Annotated in this window: 20 protein-coding genes; 9 read left to right on the top strand and 11 right to left on the bottom strand. The window is 63.5% G+C overall.

Features of this window, described 5'->3' with window-relative positions; translation table 11 throughout:
• The first annotated feature begins 71 nt into the window (after positions 1 to 71).
• Positions 72 to 320, top strand: coding sequence for a hypothetical protein (locus XH88_RS19630; protein WP_271669894.1), 249 nt, complete (start codon positions 72 to 74; stop codon positions 318 to 320).
• Between the two features lie 142 nt (positions 321 to 462).
• On the opposite strand, the gene XH88_RS19625 is transcribed toward XH88_RS19630, so the two are convergent.
• A complete protein-coding gene (locus XH88_RS19625; RefSeq protein ID WP_271669893.1) occupies positions 463 to 669 on the bottom strand; it encodes a hypothetical protein in 207 nt (68 codons plus the stop codon).
• Positions 670 to 1,005: 336 nt separating this feature from the next.
• The gene (locus XH88_RS19620; RefSeq protein ID WP_271669892.1) at positions 1,006 to 1,200 is read right to left on the bottom strand and encodes a hypothetical protein; all 195 of its coding nucleotides are present in this window, start codon (positions 1,198 to 1,200) and stop codon (positions 1,006 to 1,008) included.
• 97 nt (positions 1,201 to 1,297) lie between these two features.
• Between XH88_RS19620 and XH88_RS19615 the strand changes: the two genes are divergently transcribed.
• A complete protein-coding gene (locus tag XH88_RS19615) occupies positions 1,298 to 1,810 on the top strand; it encodes a DUF4142 domain-containing protein (protein ID WP_271669891.1) in 513 nt (170 codons plus the stop codon).
• Between the two features lie 5 nt (positions 1,811 to 1,815).
• On the opposite strand, the gene XH88_RS19610 is transcribed toward XH88_RS19615, so the two are convergent.
• A complete protein-coding gene (locus XH88_RS19610; protein WP_271669890.1) occupies positions 1,816 to 2,109 on the bottom strand; it encodes a hypothetical protein in 294 nt (97 codons plus the stop codon).
• 295 nt (positions 2,110 to 2,404) lie between these two features.
• On the opposite strand from XH88_RS19610, the gene XH88_RS19605 reads away from it, so the two are divergent.
• Positions 2,405 to 8,695: a HAMP domain-containing protein gene (locus tag XH88_RS19605; protein WP_271669889.1), complete on the top strand. Its 6,291-nt coding sequence runs from the start codon at positions 2,405 to 2,407 to the stop codon at positions 8,693 to 8,695.
• A gap of 13 nt (positions 8,696 to 8,708) precedes the next feature.
• Positions 8,709 to 10,202: a sensor histidine kinase gene (locus XH88_RS19600; protein ID WP_271669888.1), complete on the top strand. Its 1,494-nt coding sequence runs from the start codon at positions 8,709 to 8,711 to the stop codon at positions 10,200 to 10,202.
• Here XH88_RS19600 and XH88_RS19595 read toward each other — a convergent pair.
• Positions 10,199 to 10,420, bottom strand: coding sequence for a hypothetical protein (locus XH88_RS19595; RefSeq protein ID WP_271669887.1), 222 nt, complete (start codon positions 10,418 to 10,420; stop codon positions 10,199 to 10,201). The genes XH88_RS19600 and XH88_RS19595 overlap by 4 nt on opposite strands.
• A 141-nt stretch (positions 10,421 to 10,561) precedes the next feature.
• Between XH88_RS19595 and XH88_RS19590 the strand changes: the two genes are divergently transcribed.
• Positions 10,562 to 10,831, top strand: coding sequence for a hypothetical protein (locus tag XH88_RS19590; RefSeq protein ID WP_271670395.1), 270 nt, complete (start codon positions 10,562 to 10,564; stop codon positions 10,829 to 10,831).
• A gap of 93 nt (positions 10,832 to 10,924) precedes the next feature.
• The gene (locus XH88_RS19585) at positions 10,925 to 11,164 is read left to right on the top strand and encodes a hypothetical protein (protein WP_271669886.1); all 240 of its coding nucleotides are present in this window, start codon (positions 10,925 to 10,927) and stop codon (positions 11,162 to 11,164) included.
• Positions 11,165 to 11,202: 38 nt separating this feature from the next.
• Here the strand turns inward: XH88_RS19585 and XH88_RS19580 are convergent, their stop codons facing one another.
• Genes XH88_RS19580 through XH88_RS19570 form a run of 3 tightly spaced genes read right to left on the bottom strand, consistent with a single transcriptional unit; the run spans position 11,203 to position 11,912 of the window.
• Positions 11,203 to 11,424, bottom strand: coding sequence for a hypothetical protein (locus XH88_RS19580; RefSeq protein ID WP_271669885.1), 222 nt, complete (start codon positions 11,422 to 11,424; stop codon positions 11,203 to 11,205).
• 35 nt (positions 11,425 to 11,459) lie between these two features.
• Positions 11,460 to 11,669 carry a hypothetical protein gene (locus tag XH88_RS19575; RefSeq protein WP_271670394.1) on the bottom strand — a complete coding sequence of 70 codons (210 nt, stop codon included), beginning with the start codon at positions 11,667 to 11,669 and terminating at the stop codon, positions 11,460 to 11,462.
• Between the two features lie 33 nt (positions 11,670 to 11,702).
• Positions 11,703 to 11,912: a hypothetical protein gene (locus tag XH88_RS19570; RefSeq protein WP_271669884.1), complete on the bottom strand. Its 210-nt coding sequence runs from the start codon at positions 11,910 to 11,912 to the stop codon at positions 11,703 to 11,705.
• A 115-nt stretch (positions 11,913 to 12,027) separates the two neighbouring features.
• Here XH88_RS19570 and XH88_RS19565 point away from each other — a divergent pair, with 115 nt between their 5' ends.
• Both XH88_RS19565 and XH88_RS19560 read left to right on the top strand, forming a co-directional pair.
• The gene (locus XH88_RS19565) at positions 12,028 to 12,222 is read left to right on the top strand and encodes a DUF3072 domain-containing protein (protein WP_271669883.1); all 195 of its coding nucleotides are present in this window, start codon (positions 12,028 to 12,030) and stop codon (positions 12,220 to 12,222) included.
• A 74-nt stretch (positions 12,223 to 12,296) separates the two neighbouring features.
• Positions 12,297 to 12,563 carry a DUF6496 domain-containing protein gene (locus XH88_RS19560; protein ID WP_271669882.1) on the top strand — a complete coding sequence of 89 codons (267 nt, stop codon included), beginning with the start codon at positions 12,297 to 12,299 and terminating at the stop codon, positions 12,561 to 12,563.
• 18 nt (positions 12,564 to 12,581) lie between these two features.
• Here the strand turns inward: XH88_RS19560 and XH88_RS19555 are convergent, their stop codons facing one another.
• Complete coding sequence (locus XH88_RS19555) at positions 12,582 to 12,944, bottom strand: hypothetical protein (protein ID WP_271669881.1); 363 nt, start codon at positions 12,942 to 12,944, stop codon at positions 12,582 to 12,584.
• Positions 12,945 to 13,215: 271 nt separating this feature from the next.
• The gene (locus tag XH88_RS19550) at positions 13,216 to 14,751 is read right to left on the bottom strand and encodes a Do family serine endopeptidase (protein WP_271669880.1); all 1,536 of its coding nucleotides are present in this window, start codon (positions 14,749 to 14,751) and stop codon (positions 13,216 to 13,218) included.
• Positions 14,752 to 14,961: 210 nt separating this feature from the next.
• Here XH88_RS19550 and XH88_RS19545 point away from each other — a divergent pair, with 210 nt between their 5' ends.
• Positions 14,962 to 15,798 carry a universal stress protein gene (locus XH88_RS19545; protein WP_271669879.1) on the top strand — a complete coding sequence of 279 codons (837 nt, stop codon included), beginning with the start codon at positions 14,962 to 14,964 and terminating at the stop codon, positions 15,796 to 15,798.
• A gap of 21 nt (positions 15,799 to 15,819) precedes the next feature.
• On the opposite strand, the gene XH88_RS19540 is transcribed toward XH88_RS19545, so the two are convergent.
• Both XH88_RS19540 and XH88_RS19535 read right to left on the bottom strand, forming a co-directional pair.
• A complete protein-coding gene (locus XH88_RS19540; protein ID WP_271669878.1) occupies positions 15,820 to 16,032 on the bottom strand; it encodes a hypothetical protein in 213 nt (70 codons plus the stop codon).
• Between the two features lie 169 nt (positions 16,033 to 16,201).
• Entirely contained in the window at positions 16,202 to 18,055 is a 1,854-nt protein-coding gene (locus XH88_RS19535) for a putative bifunctional diguanylate cyclase/phosphodiesterase (RefSeq protein WP_271669877.1), read from the bottom strand.
• Between the last annotated feature and the right edge of the window lie 16 nt (positions 18,056 to 18,071).

The following is an 18,071-nucleotide window of genomic DNA, read 5'->3' as shown; positions in this document are numbered from 1 at the left end:
TTCATGTGGAACTCCCGCCAGCCTCGCTCGTTGAGTAAGCTACTCAACCTACTCAATTTGCGTGATCGACCATGAACGACCTTCGCGCGGAGCGCCTTCAGGTCATGCTCTCACCGGAAGAGCTGGCTGCAATTGACGATTTTCGATTTAAGCATCGCATGCCGACGCGAGCGGCAGCGGTTCGCGAACTGCTCAAATTCGGACTGGCCGCTGCGGGCGTCGATGCGACAGCCGGTGTGAAGTCAAGCAGCTTCGGCGTGTTCGGCCGCGGCCCTGATGGGCACATCCAAGGCGATCCTGACACCGGCAAAGACGACTGATCCGTGCGATCTCTCGGAATGGCAAACGACCCCGGCACGGTGGGTGCCAGGGCCGCTCTTGGAGATTGCTTCCGGAGCACCGGGGGCATGCCAACCGGAAGCAACCTGTCGACTCCTCGTATACGGATTCGTTCCTCGTTTATCAGCCGCTCGGCGCCGCGGCGGAATCGTCCGGGGTCATGCCGGAGCCCGGCGTCTTGCTGTCGTCGTTGAGCTTGGGATCGCGCGTCGCCTCTCGCGACGGCGATCCCTTCTGGTCTGTCTTGTGGACGGTCTGCGCACGCCGCTTGTCACGCGGCTGCTCCTCCGCGCGCTTGTCCCTGACGATGCCTTGGTCGGAATGTACCATGTTGCCTTCTCGCCTCTTCCGATGCCTCGCAGCGCTTACGCTCGGCTGCGTCGAATGTTCCGAAATGGGCGAGAAGAGCGCGGCACTAACTATGCGCCGCATGCATCCCCACTGTTGCGTGTTCCTGATGCATCTGCCGAACTGTCGTCACCGTCGCGAACGCGACCGAGACGCCAAAGGCTAAAACGAGTGAGAGAAGTGCCAGACGTGGAGCCATCGCAAAACCTCCTTCTGGATTCGAAAAATCAGCGCGATCGACTATTCCCGTATGATCGTTGCTTGATCCCGCCGATACCGTGAGCGGTCTCACACGCGGAGTCACGAAAAAGGGAGCGCTCAGGCACCCTTGCTGCGCAGGACGCTGACCTGAACAGGCGGAACTTCGCCGTCGAGCCAATCCTGCTCTTTCGCCAAAGCCGTCCAGGCATCCGCCATGCGCGAATAGCGATTATAGGCGGGTCGCCCTTCCGACCGCTCGGCCAATTGCAGGCAGTTCTCGGCGTTATCCCTGAAGATGTCAGACTGTTTCATAGACCAGACGTGGGCATGGAACCACGGCCCTGCAACCGCCCCTTACAGGATCTTAACCTCTACCGGAACTTCGCTCGCAACAGGCCATTGACCATTCATGCAGATATTCGCCGCAATCCTCCTGGCCTTCATCAGCACCGCGGCGCTCGCCGACAGCACGGGCGAACAAACCGGCGGCGACCGTGCACCCGACGCCGCCGACGTCATCAGCGGCCTCTATGCCTTTAGCCGCTTCCAGCAGGGCCTCCTGGAGAGCTCAGACCTGAAGGGCAATGCGGAGGTCAAGAACCTCGCCGCTTTGCGCGCTGAAGAGGCAGCCAGGCGCGACAAGAGGCTCAAGGAGATTCAGCAAGCCATTGGTGCGGAACCGCGCGTGAGCAAGACTTCGTCAGCCGGCCTCGGCCTCGCCAAGCCCGATGATGCGGACGGGCCAGCTTATGTCAGAAGTTTCTATGCGGCCCAGATTCCCGAATACGAGGCCGCGATCGGCCTGCTGGAGCGCTATCTGAGGACGCCCGACAATCCCGCACTTGCTGCCTTCGCGCGCGATCAACTGCCGGCACTCCGTACGCAGTTGAAAAACGCGGAGCGCACGATGGCCGACAAATAGCAGTCTCACTTGTCCTCTGGATGATGCTGCTGGTCCATCGGGCGGACGGTGCGATCGCTGTCGGGCATCTTGTCCCGTCCAGCATCGCCATTCGCATCCTTGCCGCCCGAGGTCGAGGTGCCGCTGCCGCTGGGATTTGATTTCGTGGCGGCCCCTGTCGTCTGCGACCCCGCATGCGGTGTAGCAGAGCTGGCAGCCGGATCGCCCGTCACAGCGCCGCGCCCACTCGGCGCCCCCTGCGCAAGCGCCGATCCGGTGGCGACCAATGCGGCGGCAAAGATGGCCAATCCAGCTTTCATCTGCACTCTCCCTGTCTCGCCAAGGGCTGACCTTCGAAGCTAACCTCTGGGCCTGCCCCGGCGTTCCTCAGCCCCTTTGCCGTTTCCGGACGGAGACCGGCATCCCCCTCGGGACTTTCTGAAACCGCATTGGAACTCCCGACGAACTTCGCCGTTACCTCGGTTGGGCTGAGCACGGCAGGTTCCAATTCCTCGCGTCGCGACCTTGGCGCTTGATTTCGAATTTGGCTGACGCTCTATTTTGAATAGTCGCGTCGCGCCGTAGGAATCGGCCGACGCCTGCGGGGGAACCAGTATGAGCGACCTCGATCCCGGAACAGCATCACGCTCCGGCCGTCGCATCCCAAAACCAAAACCCAATGGCATGTCAGAGGCAGATTCCCGGGCAGAACTGCTCCTCACGCTCCAAGCCATGCGCAGCGGCGATTTCTCCGTGCGGATGAGCGGCGATTATCTCGGCATGGACGGCAAGATTGCCGACACCTTTAACGAAATCATCGCAGCCAACCAGCGCATGGCACAGCAGCTCGAGCTGGTCGGTCAGGTGGTGGGACGCGAGGGCAAGACCCGCCAGCGCGTGAAATTCGGCCTCGCCTCGGGCTCCTGGGCCGACATGGAAGGCTCCGTCAACACGCTGATCGACGATTTGCTCTGGCCCACGCGCGAGGTGACCCGCGCCGTTGCGGCGGTGGCGCAAGGCGATCTGCTCCAGACCGTCAAGCTTGACGTCGAGGGCCGTCCGTTGCGTGGTGAATTCCTGCAATCGGCGACCATCGTCAACACGATGATCAAGCAGCTCGGCGTGTTCACCTCCGAGGTGACGCGCGTCGCGCGCGAGGTCGGCACCGAAGGCAAGCTTGGCGGTCAGGCCCAGGTGCCCGAGGTGACCGGCGTCTGGAAGGATCTGACCGAGAGCGTCAACTCGATGGCGAACAACCTGACGAACCAGGTTCGCAACATCGCCGAGGTGACGATCGCGGTCGCCAACGGCGACTTGTCCAAGAAGATCACGGTCGACGTCCGCGGCGAGATCCTTCAGCTCAAGGAAGCCATCAACACGATGGTGGACCAGCTCCGCTCCTTCGCCTCCGAAGTGACGCGCGTGGCGCGTGAGGTCGGCACCGACGGCAAGCTGGGCGGCCAGGCGATCGTGCCCGGCGTCGCCGGCACCTGGAAGGACCTCACCGACTCCGTGAACGCAATGTGCGGCAACCTGACTGCGCAGGTCCGCAATATCGCCAACGTCACCACGGCCGTGGCGCGCGGCGACCTCTCGCGCAAGATTACCGTGGACGTGCGCGGCGAAATCCTGGAGCTGAAGGACACCATCAACACCATGGTGGACCAGCTCAACTCCTTCGCCTCCGAAGTGACGCGCGTGGCGCGCGAGGTCGGCACCGAAGGCAAGCTCGGCGGTCAGGCCCAGGTGCCCGGCGTCGCCGGCACCTGGAAGGACCTCACCGACAACGTCAACTTCATGGCCTCGAACCTCACCGCGCAGGTCCGCAACATCGCCGACGTCGCCACCGCGATCGCCGGCGGCGACTTGTCGAAGAAGATCACCGTCAACGTCTCGGGCGAAATCCTTCAGCTGAAGGAAACGCTCAACACCATGGTGGACCAGCTCAATGCCTTTGCCGGCGAAGTCACGCGCGTGGCGCGCGAAGTCGGCACCGAAGGCCGGCTCGGCGGCCAGGCCAACGTGCTCGGCGTCGCCGGCACCTGGAAGGACCTCACCGAGAGCGTCAACTCGATGGCCTCGAACCTGACCGCCCAGGTCCGCAACATCGCCGAGGTGACGACGGCGGTCGCTGGCGGCGACTTATCGAAGAAGATCACCGTGGACGTGCGTGGCGAAATCCTCGAGCTGAAGGACACCATCAACACCATGGTGGACCAGCTCAATGCGTTCGCCGGCGAGGTTACGCGCGTCGCGCGCGAGGTCGGCACCGAAGGCAAGCTGGGCGGCCAGGCCGTCGTGCGTGGTGTCGGCGGCACCTGGAAAGACTTGACCGACTCGGTCAACTCGATGGCCTCGAACCTGACCGGGCAGGTCCGCAACATCGCCGAAGTCGCGACCGCGGTTGCCAAGGGCGACTTGTCAAAGAAGATTACGGTGAACGTCTCCGGCGAAATCCTTCAGCTGAAGGAAACGCTCAACACCATGGTGGACCAGCTCAACGCGTTCGCGGGCGAAGTCACGCGCGTGGCGCGCGAGGTCGGCACCGACGGCAAGCTCGGTGGTCAGGCCGACGTCCCCGGTGTCGCCGGCACCTGGAAGGACTTGACGGATTCCGTGAACTCGATGGCGGGCAACCTCACCGCCCAGGTCCGCAACATCGCCGAAGTCGCGACCGCGATCGCCGGCGGCGACCTGTCGCGCAAGATCACGGTGGACGTGCGCGGCGAGATCCTTCAGCTGAAGGACACTCTCAATACGATGGTCGACCAGCTCAACCGCTTCGCGGGCGAAGTGACGCGCGTGGCGCGCGAGGTCGGCACCGAAGGCCGCCTCGGCGGTCAGGCCAACGTGCCCGGCGTCGCCGGCACCTGGAAGGACCTCACCGACTCCGTCAACTCGATGGCAGGCAACCTCACCGCCCAGGTCCGCAACATCGCCGAAGTGACGACTGCCGTCGCACGCGGAGACTTGTCGCGCAAGATCACCGTCGACGTGAAGGGCGAAATCCTCGAGCTCAAGAACACCATCAACACGATGGTGGACCAGCTCAACGGATTTGCCGGCGAAGTGACGCGCGTCGCACGCGAAGTCGGCACCGAAGGCAAGCTCGGCGGCCAGGCCGAAGTGCCAGGCGTCGCCGGAACCTGGAAGGACCTCACCGACAACGTCAACTTCATGGCCTCGAACCTGACGGCGCAGGTCCGCAACATCGCCGAGGTCGCGACCGCGATCGCCGGCGGCGACCTCTCCAAGAAGATCACGGTGGACGTGCGCGGCGAGATCCTGCTGCTCAAGGACACCCTCAACACCATGGTGGAGCAGCTCCGCTCCTTCGCCGCCGAAGTGACGCGCGTGGCACGCGAGGTCGGCACCGAAGGCCGGCTCGGCGGCCAGGCCGTGGTGCCCGGCGTCGGCGGCACCTGGAAGGATCTCACCGACAACGTCAACCTCCTGGCCGCGAACCTCACCACGCAGGTCCGCAACATCGCCGAGGTCACGACCGCCGTGGCGCGCGGCGACTTGTCCCGCAAGATCACCGTGGACGTGAAGGGCGAAATTCTCGAGCTCAAGAACACCATCAACACCATGGTGGACCAGCTCAACGCGTTCGCCGGCGAAGTCACGCGCGTCGCGCGCGAAGTCGGCACCGAAGGCGAACTCGGCGGTCAGGCCCAGGTGCCAGGCGTCGCCGGCACCTGGAAGGACCTGACCGATACCGTCAACTTCATGGCGGCGAACCTCACCGAGCAGGTCCGCGGCATCGTCAAGGTGGTGACCGCTGTTGCGAACGGTGATTTGAAGCAAAATCTCACCGTGAAGTCGAAGGGCGAAGTCGCCGCGCTCGCCGACACCATCAACAACATGACCGAGACGCTCGCGACCTTCGCCGATCAGGTGACGTCGGTGGCGCGCGAGGTCGGCGTCGAAGGACGTCTCGGCGGTCAGGCCGACGTGCCCGGCGCGGCCGGCACCTGGAAGGACCTCACCGGCAACGTCAACCTGCTCGCGGCGAACCTCACCTCGCAGGTGCGCGCGATCGCGGAAGTCGCGACCGCCGTGACCAAGGGCGATTTGACGCGGTCGATCCAGGTCGACGCCCGCGGCGAGGTGGCCGAGCTGAAAGACAACATCAACACGATGATCACCAATCTCCGGCTGACGACGGAGCTGAATACCGAGCAAGACTGGCTCAAGACCAACCTCGCCAAATTCACCAACATGCTGCAGGGCCAGCGCGATCTCGCCACCGTGGGCCGGCTGCTGCTCACCGAATTGTCGCCGCTGGTGAACGCACATACCGGTGTGATCTACCAGGTGGAGAACGAGGACGATCCGCAGCTCCTGCTGCTCGCCTCCTATGCCGGCGATGGCGTCTACCCGTATCAGCGCGTGCTGCAATTCGGCGAAGGCCTGATCGGCCAATGTGCGGTCGACCGGCGTCCACGCATGGTCGCCGACATTCCCTCCGACGTCGTGCCGATCAATTCCGCGCTGCTCCGCGTCGTACCGAAGAACCTCGTGGTTCTGCCGGTGCTGTTCGAGGGACAGGTGAAGGCGGTCATCGAGCTCGCCTCGCTCACCTCGTTCACGACGTCGCAGATGAACTTCCTGGAGCAGCTCACCGATTCCATCGGCATCGTGCTGAACTCGATCGAAGCGACGATGCAGACCGAAGGCCTGCTCAAGCAGTCGCAGCAGCTCGCGGGTGAGCTCCAGACGCAACAGCGCGAATTGCAGCAGACCAACGACCAGCTCGAGCAGAAGGCGCAGCAGCTCGCCGAACGCAACGTCGAGGTCGAGCGCAAGAACCAGGAAATCGAGCAGGCCCGCCGCGCGCTGGAAGAAAAGGCGACCGAGCTCGCCTTGACCTCGAAGTACAAGTCCGAATTCCTGGCCAATATGAGCCACGAGCTGCGCACGCCGCTGAACTCGATCCTGATCCTGGGACAGCAGCTCACCGACAATCCCGACGGCAACCTCTCCGCCAAGCAGGTCGAATTCGCCCGCACCATCCACGGCGCCGGCACCGACCTCCTCAACCTCATCAGCGACATTCTCGATCTCTCCAAGATCGAGTCCGGTACGGTGACGGTCGATGCCGAGGAAATTCTGACCGCGAACCTGCTCGAAACTGTCGGGCGGCCGTTCCGACATGAGGCAGAAAACCGCAATCTGTCATTCAAGATCGACGTCGATCCGAACCTTGCGCGCAGCATCGTCACCGACTCCAAGCGCCTGCAGCAGGTGCTGAAGAACCTGCTCTCCAACGCCTTCAAGTTCACCGCCGAAGGCGAAGTGCGGTTGAAGGTCGCCGGTGCGCTCGGCGGCTGGAGCACGGATCATCCGGTGCTGAACTCCGCGCCGGCCGTGATCGCCTTCGAGGTCTCCGACACCGGCATCGGCATTCCCCTGGAGAAGCAGAAGCTGATCTTCGAGGCTTTCCAGCAGGCGGATGCCGGCACCAGTCGCAAGTATGGCGGCACCGGTCTTGGCCTGGCCATCAGCCGCGAGCTTGCAAGCCTGCTCGGCGGCGAAATCCACCTGCGTAGCGCGCCCGGCAAGGGCTCGAGCTTCACGCTGTATCTGCCGCTGAAATATTCCGGCCCGACGCTGGCGCCACGCGCCGCACCGGCGCCGCAAAATCAGCCGCCCGCACTCCAGTCGGCCGCACCGGAGCAGCCGCGCATCATCGAGCAGCTGCCCGACGACCGGCTCAATCTCGAGCCCGGTGACAGTATTCTGCTGGTCGTCGAGGACGATCCGCACTATGCCCGGATCCTGGTCGACCTTGCGCGCGACAAGGGTTTCAAGGTCCTGGTCGCAGCGCGCGGCGCCGAAGCACTGGAGCTTGCCAAGCAATACCAGCCGCGCGCCGTGTCGCTCGACGTGTTCCTGCCCGACATGCTCGGCTGGACGGTGCTGAGCCAGCTCAAGCACAATCCGCTGACGCGACACATCCCGGTGCAGATCATCACACTCGACGAGGACCGCCAGCATGCGCTGGCCCGCGGCGCATTCTCCTTCGTCAACAAGCCGACCACGACCGAAGGTGTGGCGGCTGCGCTGGCGCAGATCAAGGAATATGCGCGGCCGCGGCGCAAGCGGCTCCTGATCGTCGAGGACAACGAGGCCGAGCAGCTGTCGATCCGGGAGCTGCTGCATCACGACGACATCGAGATCGTGACCACCGACACCGGTGCCGGCGCGCTCTCGACCCTGCGCGAAGCGCCCTGCGATTGCGTGGTCCTCGATCTCAGGCTGCCGGACATGAGCGGCTTCGAGGTGCTGGATCAGATCCGGCGCGACGAGGCGCTGTCCAATGTTCCCGTGGTGGTGTTCACCGGTCGCGAGCTATCGGCCGAAGAGGATGCTGAGCTCCACACCATGGCGCGCAGCATTGTGGTCAAGGGCGTGGAGTCGCCCGAACGCCTGCTCGACGAAACCGCGCTGTTCCTGCATCGTGTGATCACGGAGCTGCCGGTCGAGAAGCAGCGTATGCTGGAGAAGCTGAACAGTTCCGACGAGGACCTGATCGGCAAGACCGCGCTGCTCGTCGATGATGATGCCCGCAACATCTTCGCGCTGTCGAGCGTATTGGAACGGCGCGGCATGAAGGTGCTGACGGCGACCACCGGCCGCGAGGCGGTCGCACTGGTCGCATCCAACCCGGAAATCGCTATCGTGCTGATGGACATCATGATGCCGCAGATGGATGGCTATCAGACCATCGGCGTGATCCGGGAGAACCCGGCCTTCCTCCGCCTGCCGATCATCGCACTGACGGCGAAGGCGATGAAGGGCGACCGCGAGAAATGCCTGGAGGCAGGCGCATCCGACTATCTCGCCAAGCCCGTCAACACCGATCAATTGCTGCTTGCGATCCGCATGTGGCTGCATCGCTGAGTGGGATCCGCGAATGGACCATGAGAAGGTCAATATCCTCCTCGTAGACGACCAGCCGGCCAAGCTGCTCGCCTACGAAGTGATCCTGAAGGAACTCGGCGAGAACCTCGTGATCGCCTCGTCCGGCCGTGAGGCGCTGGAGGTTCTGCTCAAGACCGAGATCGCGGTGATCCTGGTGGACGTCTGCATGCCCGAGCTCGACGGCTTCGAGCTCGCAGCGATGATCCGCGAGCATCCGCGCTTCCAGAAGACCGCGATGATCTTCATCTCGGCGATTCAAGTCAGCGATATCGACCGGCTGCGCGGCTACGAGATGGGCGCGGTGGATTACGTGCCCGTCCCCGTCGTACCGGAGGTGCTGCGCGCCAAGGTCAAGGTGTTTGCCGAACTCTATCGCAAGACGCGGGAGCTCGAACGGCTCAACCAGGATCTCGAGGATCGTGTCCGCGCCCGCACGGCTGAGCTGGAGAACTCCACCGCGAAGCTGCGCGAGAGCGAGGAGCGGCGCAGCATGGCGATTGCCGCCGGCAAGATGGGATCCTGGGATTGGGACTGGGTCAACGGCGACTGGATGTGGGACGAGGGGCAATATCGCATCTTTGGCGTGAGTCCCGAGAACTTCGAGGTCAACCCGGCCAACGTTCAGGCACTGCTGCATCCAGACGACGTCGATCAGCTGCGCAAGGCCATCGCCGAATTCAACAAAGGCACGCGCGCCTACGAGACGGAATTCCGTATCGTTCGGCCCGACGGCGAGGTGCGGTGGTGCGTGGGCACTGCGGCGGCAACCGCGGATCCGAACGGTCGCGTGGTGCGGGTGAGCGGCGTCACCGTCGATATCACCGAACGCAAGCGCGCCGAGGAGCGGCAGAACCTGCTCGCGCGCGAAGTCGATCACCGCGCCAAGAACGCGCTGGCGCTGGCGCAATCGATCGTGCGTCTCACCCGCGCCGACGAGGTGAAAGCCTATGTCGATGCCGTCGAAGGGCGCATCAATGCGCTCGCTCGCGTCCACACGATCCTATCGCTGTCGAGCTGGCAGGGCGCCGAGCTCTCGAAGCTGATCGACGAAGAGCTTGCGCCCTATTCTCCTGGAGGACAGATCAGGCTGGCGGGTCCCGCGGTACAGTTGGTGCCGGCGACCGCCCAGACTTTGGCGCTGGCGCTGCATGAGCTCTTCACCAATTCGGCGAAGTATGGCGCGCTTTCGACGCGGTCGGGACGGCTCGCGATCGGCTGGCAGGTCGAGAACGATCTTCTGACGCTGACCTGGGAGGAGACCGGCGGGCCGTTGGTCAGGACGCCGAAATCGCGTGGCTTCGGGACCAGAAGCCTGCTGGCCAGCGTCGAATCCCAACTCGGCGGACAGGCCCAATTTGACTGGCGGTCGGAGGGCCTGCTCTGCGTTCTCGAAGTGCCGCTGACGCGCAAGAGCGCGGCGACATCGGCGACGCAGGACAAGTTCGAGGCCAGCACCTCTCCCGAGCTCCAGCGCGCATCCGGTTAGCGCGACGCAGCGACCTTCAGTCGCGGGATCGGCCGCGGTTCATCGGCGACACGCCCTTCGAGCCAGGCCTCCGTTTGCGCGAGATCGCGTAACGCGGTGGCGTAGCGGCGGGCGGCGCTGCGTTCCGCGCCGCGCGGAAGCTTGCGCGCCTTGCGCAACATGTCGGCCGCCGCGTTACGATAGGCCAGCGAGCGATAGAGAAAGACCACTTTACCCATAGCGAACGTTCCGTGTTGACGACACTCATCCTCGCAAATCGGGCATGAACGCCGGATGAAGCGGCGGATAACAATTCCTTCATGCCGGATGGAACCGGCGATTACCGCGCGCGTTGGCATGCCAAATCGATCGGCAGCTCCATGCGCGCAAAGAAATCGCCAAATAAGTCGCAAAACCTGATCTCTCCGACCGGAATGATCAAGCTGATGACGCATGCAATGATGGGCGCGGCGCTCGGTCTGGTCTTCACGTTCGCGCTGATATTGGCCAATCCCGCGGTCGCGGAATTGCTGAATCACGGCGGCCGCTCGGCCGACTTCGTTTTTGTCCTCACGATGGTGACGACATTTGCCATCGGTGCCTCACTGACGGGCGTCGTCTTCATCCTCAACGAGGACAAGCAATCTTGAAGCGCATTAAAGGCGTGCAGCGCTTTGCTGGGAACTCCTGAGGCACATAGCGGTTGGCTGCCTGCGTCAATTCAACCCAGGGAGTTCCCCCACATGAAGACGACCAAGCTCGCTCTCGCCGTGATGTTGGCAACCGGCCTTGCCGCCGCGCCGTTCGCCGCGCAGGCCAAGTTGCACAAGAAGCATCATCACTCGTCCATGTCGCAGACGACGACGGGCGCCAACATGAAATCCAAGGGCAGCGATGCGTCCGGACAGGGTGGCTCCGGCCCAGGCTCTGATCAGGGCGGTACCATGATGAACAACAAGAGCGCCCCGAGCAACACCAAGTAAGGCCGCGGGAAGCTCAGGCCCCGCGAAAGCGGGGCCTTTCACTTCAGGCTCGACTCCTCCCAGGTCCACATGGTCGGCGCGGGGGTCAAAGCATCCCGGCCAACCCGCTTCAATTCCTCGACCGAGCAGCGCCCTGACTGAATGAGATCACACAATCCCGCCGCGACGCGCTCGCGCGTCGAGGTCTCGGACAAAGCAAGGCCGGCACAAACATCATCAAGTACCGCTCGCATCAGGGCGGCCATTTCGGCATCCGACATGGACGAACTCCGGCATGTCGCGTTGCGCGACCGCTTTAGCTGCGTCGGATGTCAGCGACGCTACGACGGCTGCCCGCGGGGCCCGTCCTCACGAGGAGGTCGAGCTGAGCCCGCTTGCGCGCAATCAGGAGCTGGGCTGCAGCATCATCGAGGCCCTCGCGCTGCAATTGCCGGATGGCGGAGCCCAATTCGAGGATCTCGGCGCGCAGCTTCAGAATCCGGTAGGGGTCCGGCTCTTCGTCCACCACCGCCGCCCTCCATCCGTCGTTTCGGGCGCCTCAGCGGCGCGCAATCCTGCCGTCACGCTTCATCGGACGAAGACGCACTCTGTCGCGGATGTCAGGCAGCACCTCGCCTCCCCCCGCAGCCTTCCATTCGCTGATCAGCAGGTTGATTTTCCGGCGCAGATCCATCTGCGCCTGAGCCCGTTCAGTGCAGTCGCGATCGCGATTGACGAGATCGCGCACGGATGCCTCGACGTCGGCCATTTCCAGCCTCAAGGCGCTGATCTTACGTCGAATTTCATTAATTCTGTTGTCCATGGCTTGTTAGAACAAAAAGAGAACATATAGTCAAGTCATGAATTCAGGATGGAGAGCGAACATGCAGGTTCAGGGTAAATACGACGCCAAGGCTTTTCTCATGGAGCAGATGACCCGCGCCCAGGGGCTGCGGCTGAAGCGGCTGAGCGAGGAGGCCTACCAGCCCGCACAATACGATCGAGGTCTTTCCTTTGCCGAAGCCGCGCGCCGCATCCGAGTGCTGGAAGCAGAGATCGAGCTCGCGAACTCCTTCTGAGGAGCCAGTGACCGGCCCGCTTGGAACGTTGCGTCAGGAATACAGTTCTTTCCCAGGGCCAAGGGAGAGACTTGATGGCACGCAAGGCAAAGAAGCGCCGTTATTCGCGCAGCTCCGGCAGTGATGTGGAGCGCGAGATGCGCCGCTACAAGAAGGGCACCGCCAAGAGCGGACGGGGCGGTCGCGGCGGACGCGTGAAGAGCCGCAAGCAGGCAATTGCGATTGGCCTCTCGAAGGCGCGCAAGAAGGGCAAGAAGGTGCCGAAGAAGGCCTCGAAGCGAAAGACCCCCAAGAAGACATCGAGGAAGAAGAGTTCGAAGCGCAAATCCGCCAAGCGGTGATGCTGATGCCGATCGGCGTCAGGTCATGCTGCCGGGCATGAAGCATCGAATCGAAACGCCGAACGCCGTCTTGACCGGCCAGACCATGGTGCGGCCGGCGCGGTTCGGCTCAGTGATCACGGCTTCGTCGGGCACATCCACCCACTCCCCGTCCAGCCGGACGCGGTAATGTCCATTGAGCGAATCCCAGTCCGGGTCGGCCACGGCAACGCCGTCGGCGTCCGAGCAGCACGGACCCAGATGGCTGCGCAGGCTGTCGAACCAGGGTTTCAGCGGCGAGTTGGCGAAGCGGCCATCATCGCGCCCGATAGCACTTCCGGACGCCAGTACGAGAGGCGCCGCGAGCAGCGCAAGCTTCAGCGAGAGCTTCAATCGATCCATGTCGGCACCGATCAAATGTGAACTACCGGCCGGTTCCACAAAGCGGCCGGGCGTCCGAAGTTCCACTCCAGCAGTTTGCCTCGGCGGCTTCGTTGCCGCCAAAGCACAATACACAATTCCAAAGTCTGACGAGCGAACGCGGCTTTTTCGGACGAACCCGTCACTATTGCTGCCGTTGACGAGAATGTTATCGAAGGCCTGCTGGTATCTCGCAGGTGCTCATGAAAAAGGCGGCCCGCGGGCCGCCTTTTGAGCTGCGTCGGCTGAAGAATCAGGCGAGCGGCACTGCGACGAAGCGGGTCGCCTCCGCGCTCTTCACCTGCAACAGCACACTCTTCTTGCCGGACGATTTGGCCTGTGCCAGCTCGGAACGGACCTCGCCGACATTGGCGACCGCCTTGCCGCCGACGTTGAGGATGACGTCGCCGGTCTGGATGCCGCGTTGCGCCGCAGGACCCTGCGGATCGACCTCGGTGACCACGACACCCTTCTGGCCGGCACCCTGGACGTCGCCGGCCGGGGCCAGACTGAGGCCGAGACGCGGCGTGCCGGGGGCCTGCTGGGTCTTGCCGTCGTCAACCTTGGCCTGCCGCTCGTTCGGCAACTCGCCGAGGGCCAGCGTCACGGTCTTGCTGCCGCCCTTGTGAATGACGTCGAGCTTCACGGATGTCCCCGGCGCCAGCCCGGCGATGGTGCGGGCGAGATCGCGGGAGTCCTTGATCGCGGTGCCGTTGACGGCGGTGATGACGTCGCCAGCTTCGATGCCGGCCTTCGCCGCGGGACTGCCGTCCTGCGGGGTGTCGACGATCGCGCCGCGCGCCGCCTTCAGGCCGAGGCTGTCGGCGATCTCTGCGGTCACCGGCTGCACCTGCACGCCGAGCCAACCGCGGGTCACGGACCCCTTGTCCTTCAGCTGGGCAACGACGAGCTTTGCGGTCGAAGCCGGAATGTCGAAGCCGATGCCGACCGATCCGCCCGAAGGCGAGAAGATCGCGGTGTTCACGCCGATCACGTTGCCATTCATGTCGAAGGCGGGACCGCCGGAATTGCCCTTGTTGATCGGCGCATCGATTTGGATGAAGTCGTCATAGGGGCCGTTGCCGATGTCGCGGCCGCTGGCCGAGACGATGCCGGCGGTCACGGTGCCGCCGAGGCCGAAGGGATTGCCGACCGCAACCACCCAGTCGCCGATCCGGGGCTTCTGGTCGGAGAATTTGACGAACGGAAAATCCTTCTTGCCGTCGACCTTGATCAGCGCGAGATCGGTCTTCGGATCGGTGCCGACGACTTTCGCGGTGTAGATCGTGCCGTCGTCCGTCGTCACCTGCACGGATTCGGCGTGGTCGACGACGTGGTTGTTGGTCACGGCATAACCATCAGCCGAGATGAAGAAGCCGGAGCCCTCGCCCGTGATCACCTGGTGACGCTGGCGCGGCATGCCGTTCATGCCATCAGGGAAGCGGAAACCGAACTGCCGCGAGAACTGGTCGAACGGGGAATCCTCGTCCTGGTTCATACGGTTCTGTTGCAGCATCGCGCTCTTGTCATTGTCCTCGTCGATCTTCACCCGTACCGAGATGACGGCGGGCTTGACCTTGCTGACGAGGTCGCCGAAGCCAGCCGGCGTTGCCGCGCTTTCGGTGGCCTGCGCAGGCGAAATCAGGGAGCTCATGCCGATCTGCTTTGATGCAGGAGAAGCCACCAGCACGGCCGCACCAAGCGCGGCCACGGTGCCAAGCAGCGCCAGCCGGCGCGGCTTCAAGATCCTGCGGGATGTCGTGATGTTGGAATTGACGGGATCTTTCATGTCGAAATGTCCATGTTGGTAAGTCGCCTTGCACCCAACATGGTCATTGCCACCTTACGACGTCCCGTCCACCCGATTAAATCTTGGCAAAGTAGGTGCGTCTGGCGGCCGCAGGCAAACTCCTCGCCGCACCTTTGATGCAGCTCAACACGAGCCCTGCGCTTCATGAAAAGCTGCGCCGATCCAATGATGTCCAGCGGAGGCGCCGCCATGTACAAAGACATTCTCGTCCATATCCCGACCGAGCGGCCGATGCGCGCAGTGGTCGATGGCGCGATCTCGCTCGCGGCCACCCTCAACGCCCATGTCGATGCGGTCGCAATCGGCTATGTCGCGAGCAGCACCGCTTATGTGATGGAAGGCGGCGCTGCCGTGGCGGCCGTGTTCGAGATGGAACGCGAGCGCGCGGTGGAGCGGGCCGAGGCCGCGCTCGCAGTCTTCAAGAGCGAAGCGGCACACGCAGATATTTCATGCACCTGCCACGCGCTCGGCGCGATTCCGGTAGATGCGGCCGCCTCGTTCGGCGAGATGGCACGGCTCCACGATCTCAGCGTCGTGCTTCAGCCCGATCCCGAGCAGACGTCGTTCGACAATGATGTGCCCCGCGAGATCCTGTTCCAGGCCGGCGGGCCGGTGCTTTTCCTGCCCTATACCTTTCGCGGGACCTTTGGGGCGAACCGGATCGGCATCTGCTGGGACGGCAGCCGCGTCGCGGCGCGCGCGGTGCGCGATGCAGCACCATTTCTTGCGCGCGCCAAAGAGATCGTGATCATTGCGATCAACGAGGCCGATACCGTTTCCAGCGATGTCTCAGCGAACAATCTTGCCAAGCATCTCGGACGGCGCGGCCTGTCGGCCCGCACCGTCAGCATGTCGGCCACGCGCGCCGATATCCAACCGACCATCCTGTCACTGGCGGCCGATGAGAATCTGGACGTGCTGGTGATGGGCGGCTACGGCCACTCCCGACTGCAGGAGCGCTTCCTCGGCGGCGTCACCCGGGCAATGCTGGAAGCCATGACCACGCCCACGCTGATGTCGCACTAGCGAAGGGGCAAGGGGCACCTCTCAAGCCGCAGCGGGAGTTTCCCAAGTGGTGGCTGCGACGGCATCCTCCTCGCGCTGCGCATTGCACGCGTCGAAATGCGCCTTCAGCGCGATCTCGGCGAGATGTTCGAAATGCTCGGCCTGGCCGAGGAGCTGCCAGTTCTGAAGCGGCCGATAGGCCGCCTGCTGACGACAGAGCGACGCCAGTGCGCGGTAGCGACGTACGTTCTCCATGAGACCTCCCTCGCATTCACTCGGGCTTATTGCCCTGATTTACGTCATGCCGATGGCAGTTCTGCAAAACATTTTCTTGCGGGTAACAACCCCGCTTAACCCAGGTTAATTATTAGAAAATGGACAGGTGAACATTAGTTCCTGTCGGCGAACTTCGCCAGGGAACTTGTTAGGCATAGCGGCGGCGTTCGACGTTGATGCCGATCAAACTGGCATAACGTTCGATCGGTTCGGGGCGCCCAATGAGATAGCCCTGCATCTCCTCGCAAGCCTCGCGTTCCAGGAAGGTGCGCTGCGCCTCCGTCTCCACCCCTTCCGCAACCACCGGAATGTGCAACGCGCGTGCGAGACCGAGGACCGCGCGGACGATCTCGGCCGATTGCGGCGTGGCCCCGAGGTTCAGGACGAAGCTGCGGTCGATCTTGATCTTGTCGAACGGGAACGACTGGAGATAGGACAGCGATGAGTACCCGGTGCCAAAATCGTCCATCGCAATTCGGATGCCGAGCGCCTTCAGCCGCCGCAGCAGATTGAGCGCGCAGGTGAAATCTCCGATCAACACGCCCTCAGTGATCTCGACTTCGAGCCGCGTCGGCGCGAGTCCGGTCTCCAGCAGGATCTGGTGGACGGAGCGTTCGAGGTCGCCGGTCTGGAACTGGACCGGCGACAAATTGACCGCAACCTGCAAGGGCCGCGGCCAGGAGGCTGCTTCGCGGCAAGCCTCACGCAGCACCCACTCGCCGATCTCGATAATCAGCCCGTTCTCCTCGGCAAGCGGGATGAACAGGTCGGGCGGTACAAAGCCCCGCATCGGATGGTTCCAGCGTACCAGCGCCTCGAAGCCGATGATTTCTCCGTCCATCCGGGCCTGCGGCTGGAAGTGGACTTGAAACTGGTTCTGCTCGAGCGCCTGGCGCAGATCGCGCTGCAACAGCCTGCGATCACGCAACTCCCGGTCCATCGCAGTTTCGAAGAAGCAGACCCTGCCCCGGCCCTCGCGCTTGGCGCGATAGAGCGCCGAATCGGCGTTCGCAACCAGCGTCGCCGCATCGACGCCATCGTCCGGATAGATCGCGATGCCGACACTCAGGCCGACATGGGAAAGAAAATCATCGACCTCGAGCTCCCTGCCGATCACCTCGACCAGGCGCTCGGCGAGCGAGAGCACATCGTCACGTCTGATCTCGTCGGCCATCAGGACCATGAACTCGTCGCCGCCGATGCGGGCGACGAAGGCGCCCTCGGCCTCCGCAACAAGACGCTCGGCGGTTGCCCGCATCATCATATCGCCGACGGGGTGACCGAACACGTCGTTGACATCCTTGAAGCGGTCGAGATCCAGGCTGAGGACCGCAAAGCTGGTCGCGGCTTGCTGCGCCCGCTCAAGCCGTTCGTTCAGCGCCGCATTGAAAGCGATGCGGTTCGGCAGGTCGGTCAACGCGTCATGGTGGGCAAGATGGCTGATGCGTTGCTGGATGTTGACGCGTTCGGTCACATCCTCGATCACGCCGACCAGATATTGCGGCTCGCCGGCACCGTCCGTGATCAGCATCTTGCGCGAGTTGACGACGCGATCATGACCTTTGACGCCGACCTCGAGCAGGTGCTCTTCCAAGACCATCGGCATGCCGCTAGCGACCACCCGGCGGTCCTGCTCATTGACCATGCGGGCAACGTCGGCCGGGAAAATCTCCTCGGGAGTCTTGCCCAGCATCTGCTCGCGCGGCATGCCGTAATAGGCCTCGCCCGCACGATTGAGCAGGATATAGCGCGAATCCTTCGCGCATTTCGCAAACACGGCGATCGGTATGTTCTCGACGATGGTATCGAGGAACTCCTGGGTCCGCAGCAGATCCTGCTCGACCTCATCGTGCGTGTGCCCGCGCACGTCCGTCAGCCTTTGACGGTCGCGGTCGCCGGCCTCGTAGGCCGCACTGACAAGCTCGCCAAGCTTGACGAGATCGACCTGTCCGGCGGCATCGGTAGCGCAGCGGACCTGCTCGGCGAACAAGCGATGCATCATGCCACCGCTCGGCGCC

The organism is Bradyrhizobium sp. CCBAU 51627 (genome assembly GCF_028128765.1).
In the GTDB taxonomy this organism is placed as follows: domain Bacteria; phylum Pseudomonadota; class Alphaproteobacteria; order Rhizobiales; family Xanthobacteraceae; genus Bradyrhizobium.
The sequence above is the reverse complement of the archived record's forward strand: the minus strand, read 5'-3'. Positions and strand labels throughout refer to the sequence as shown.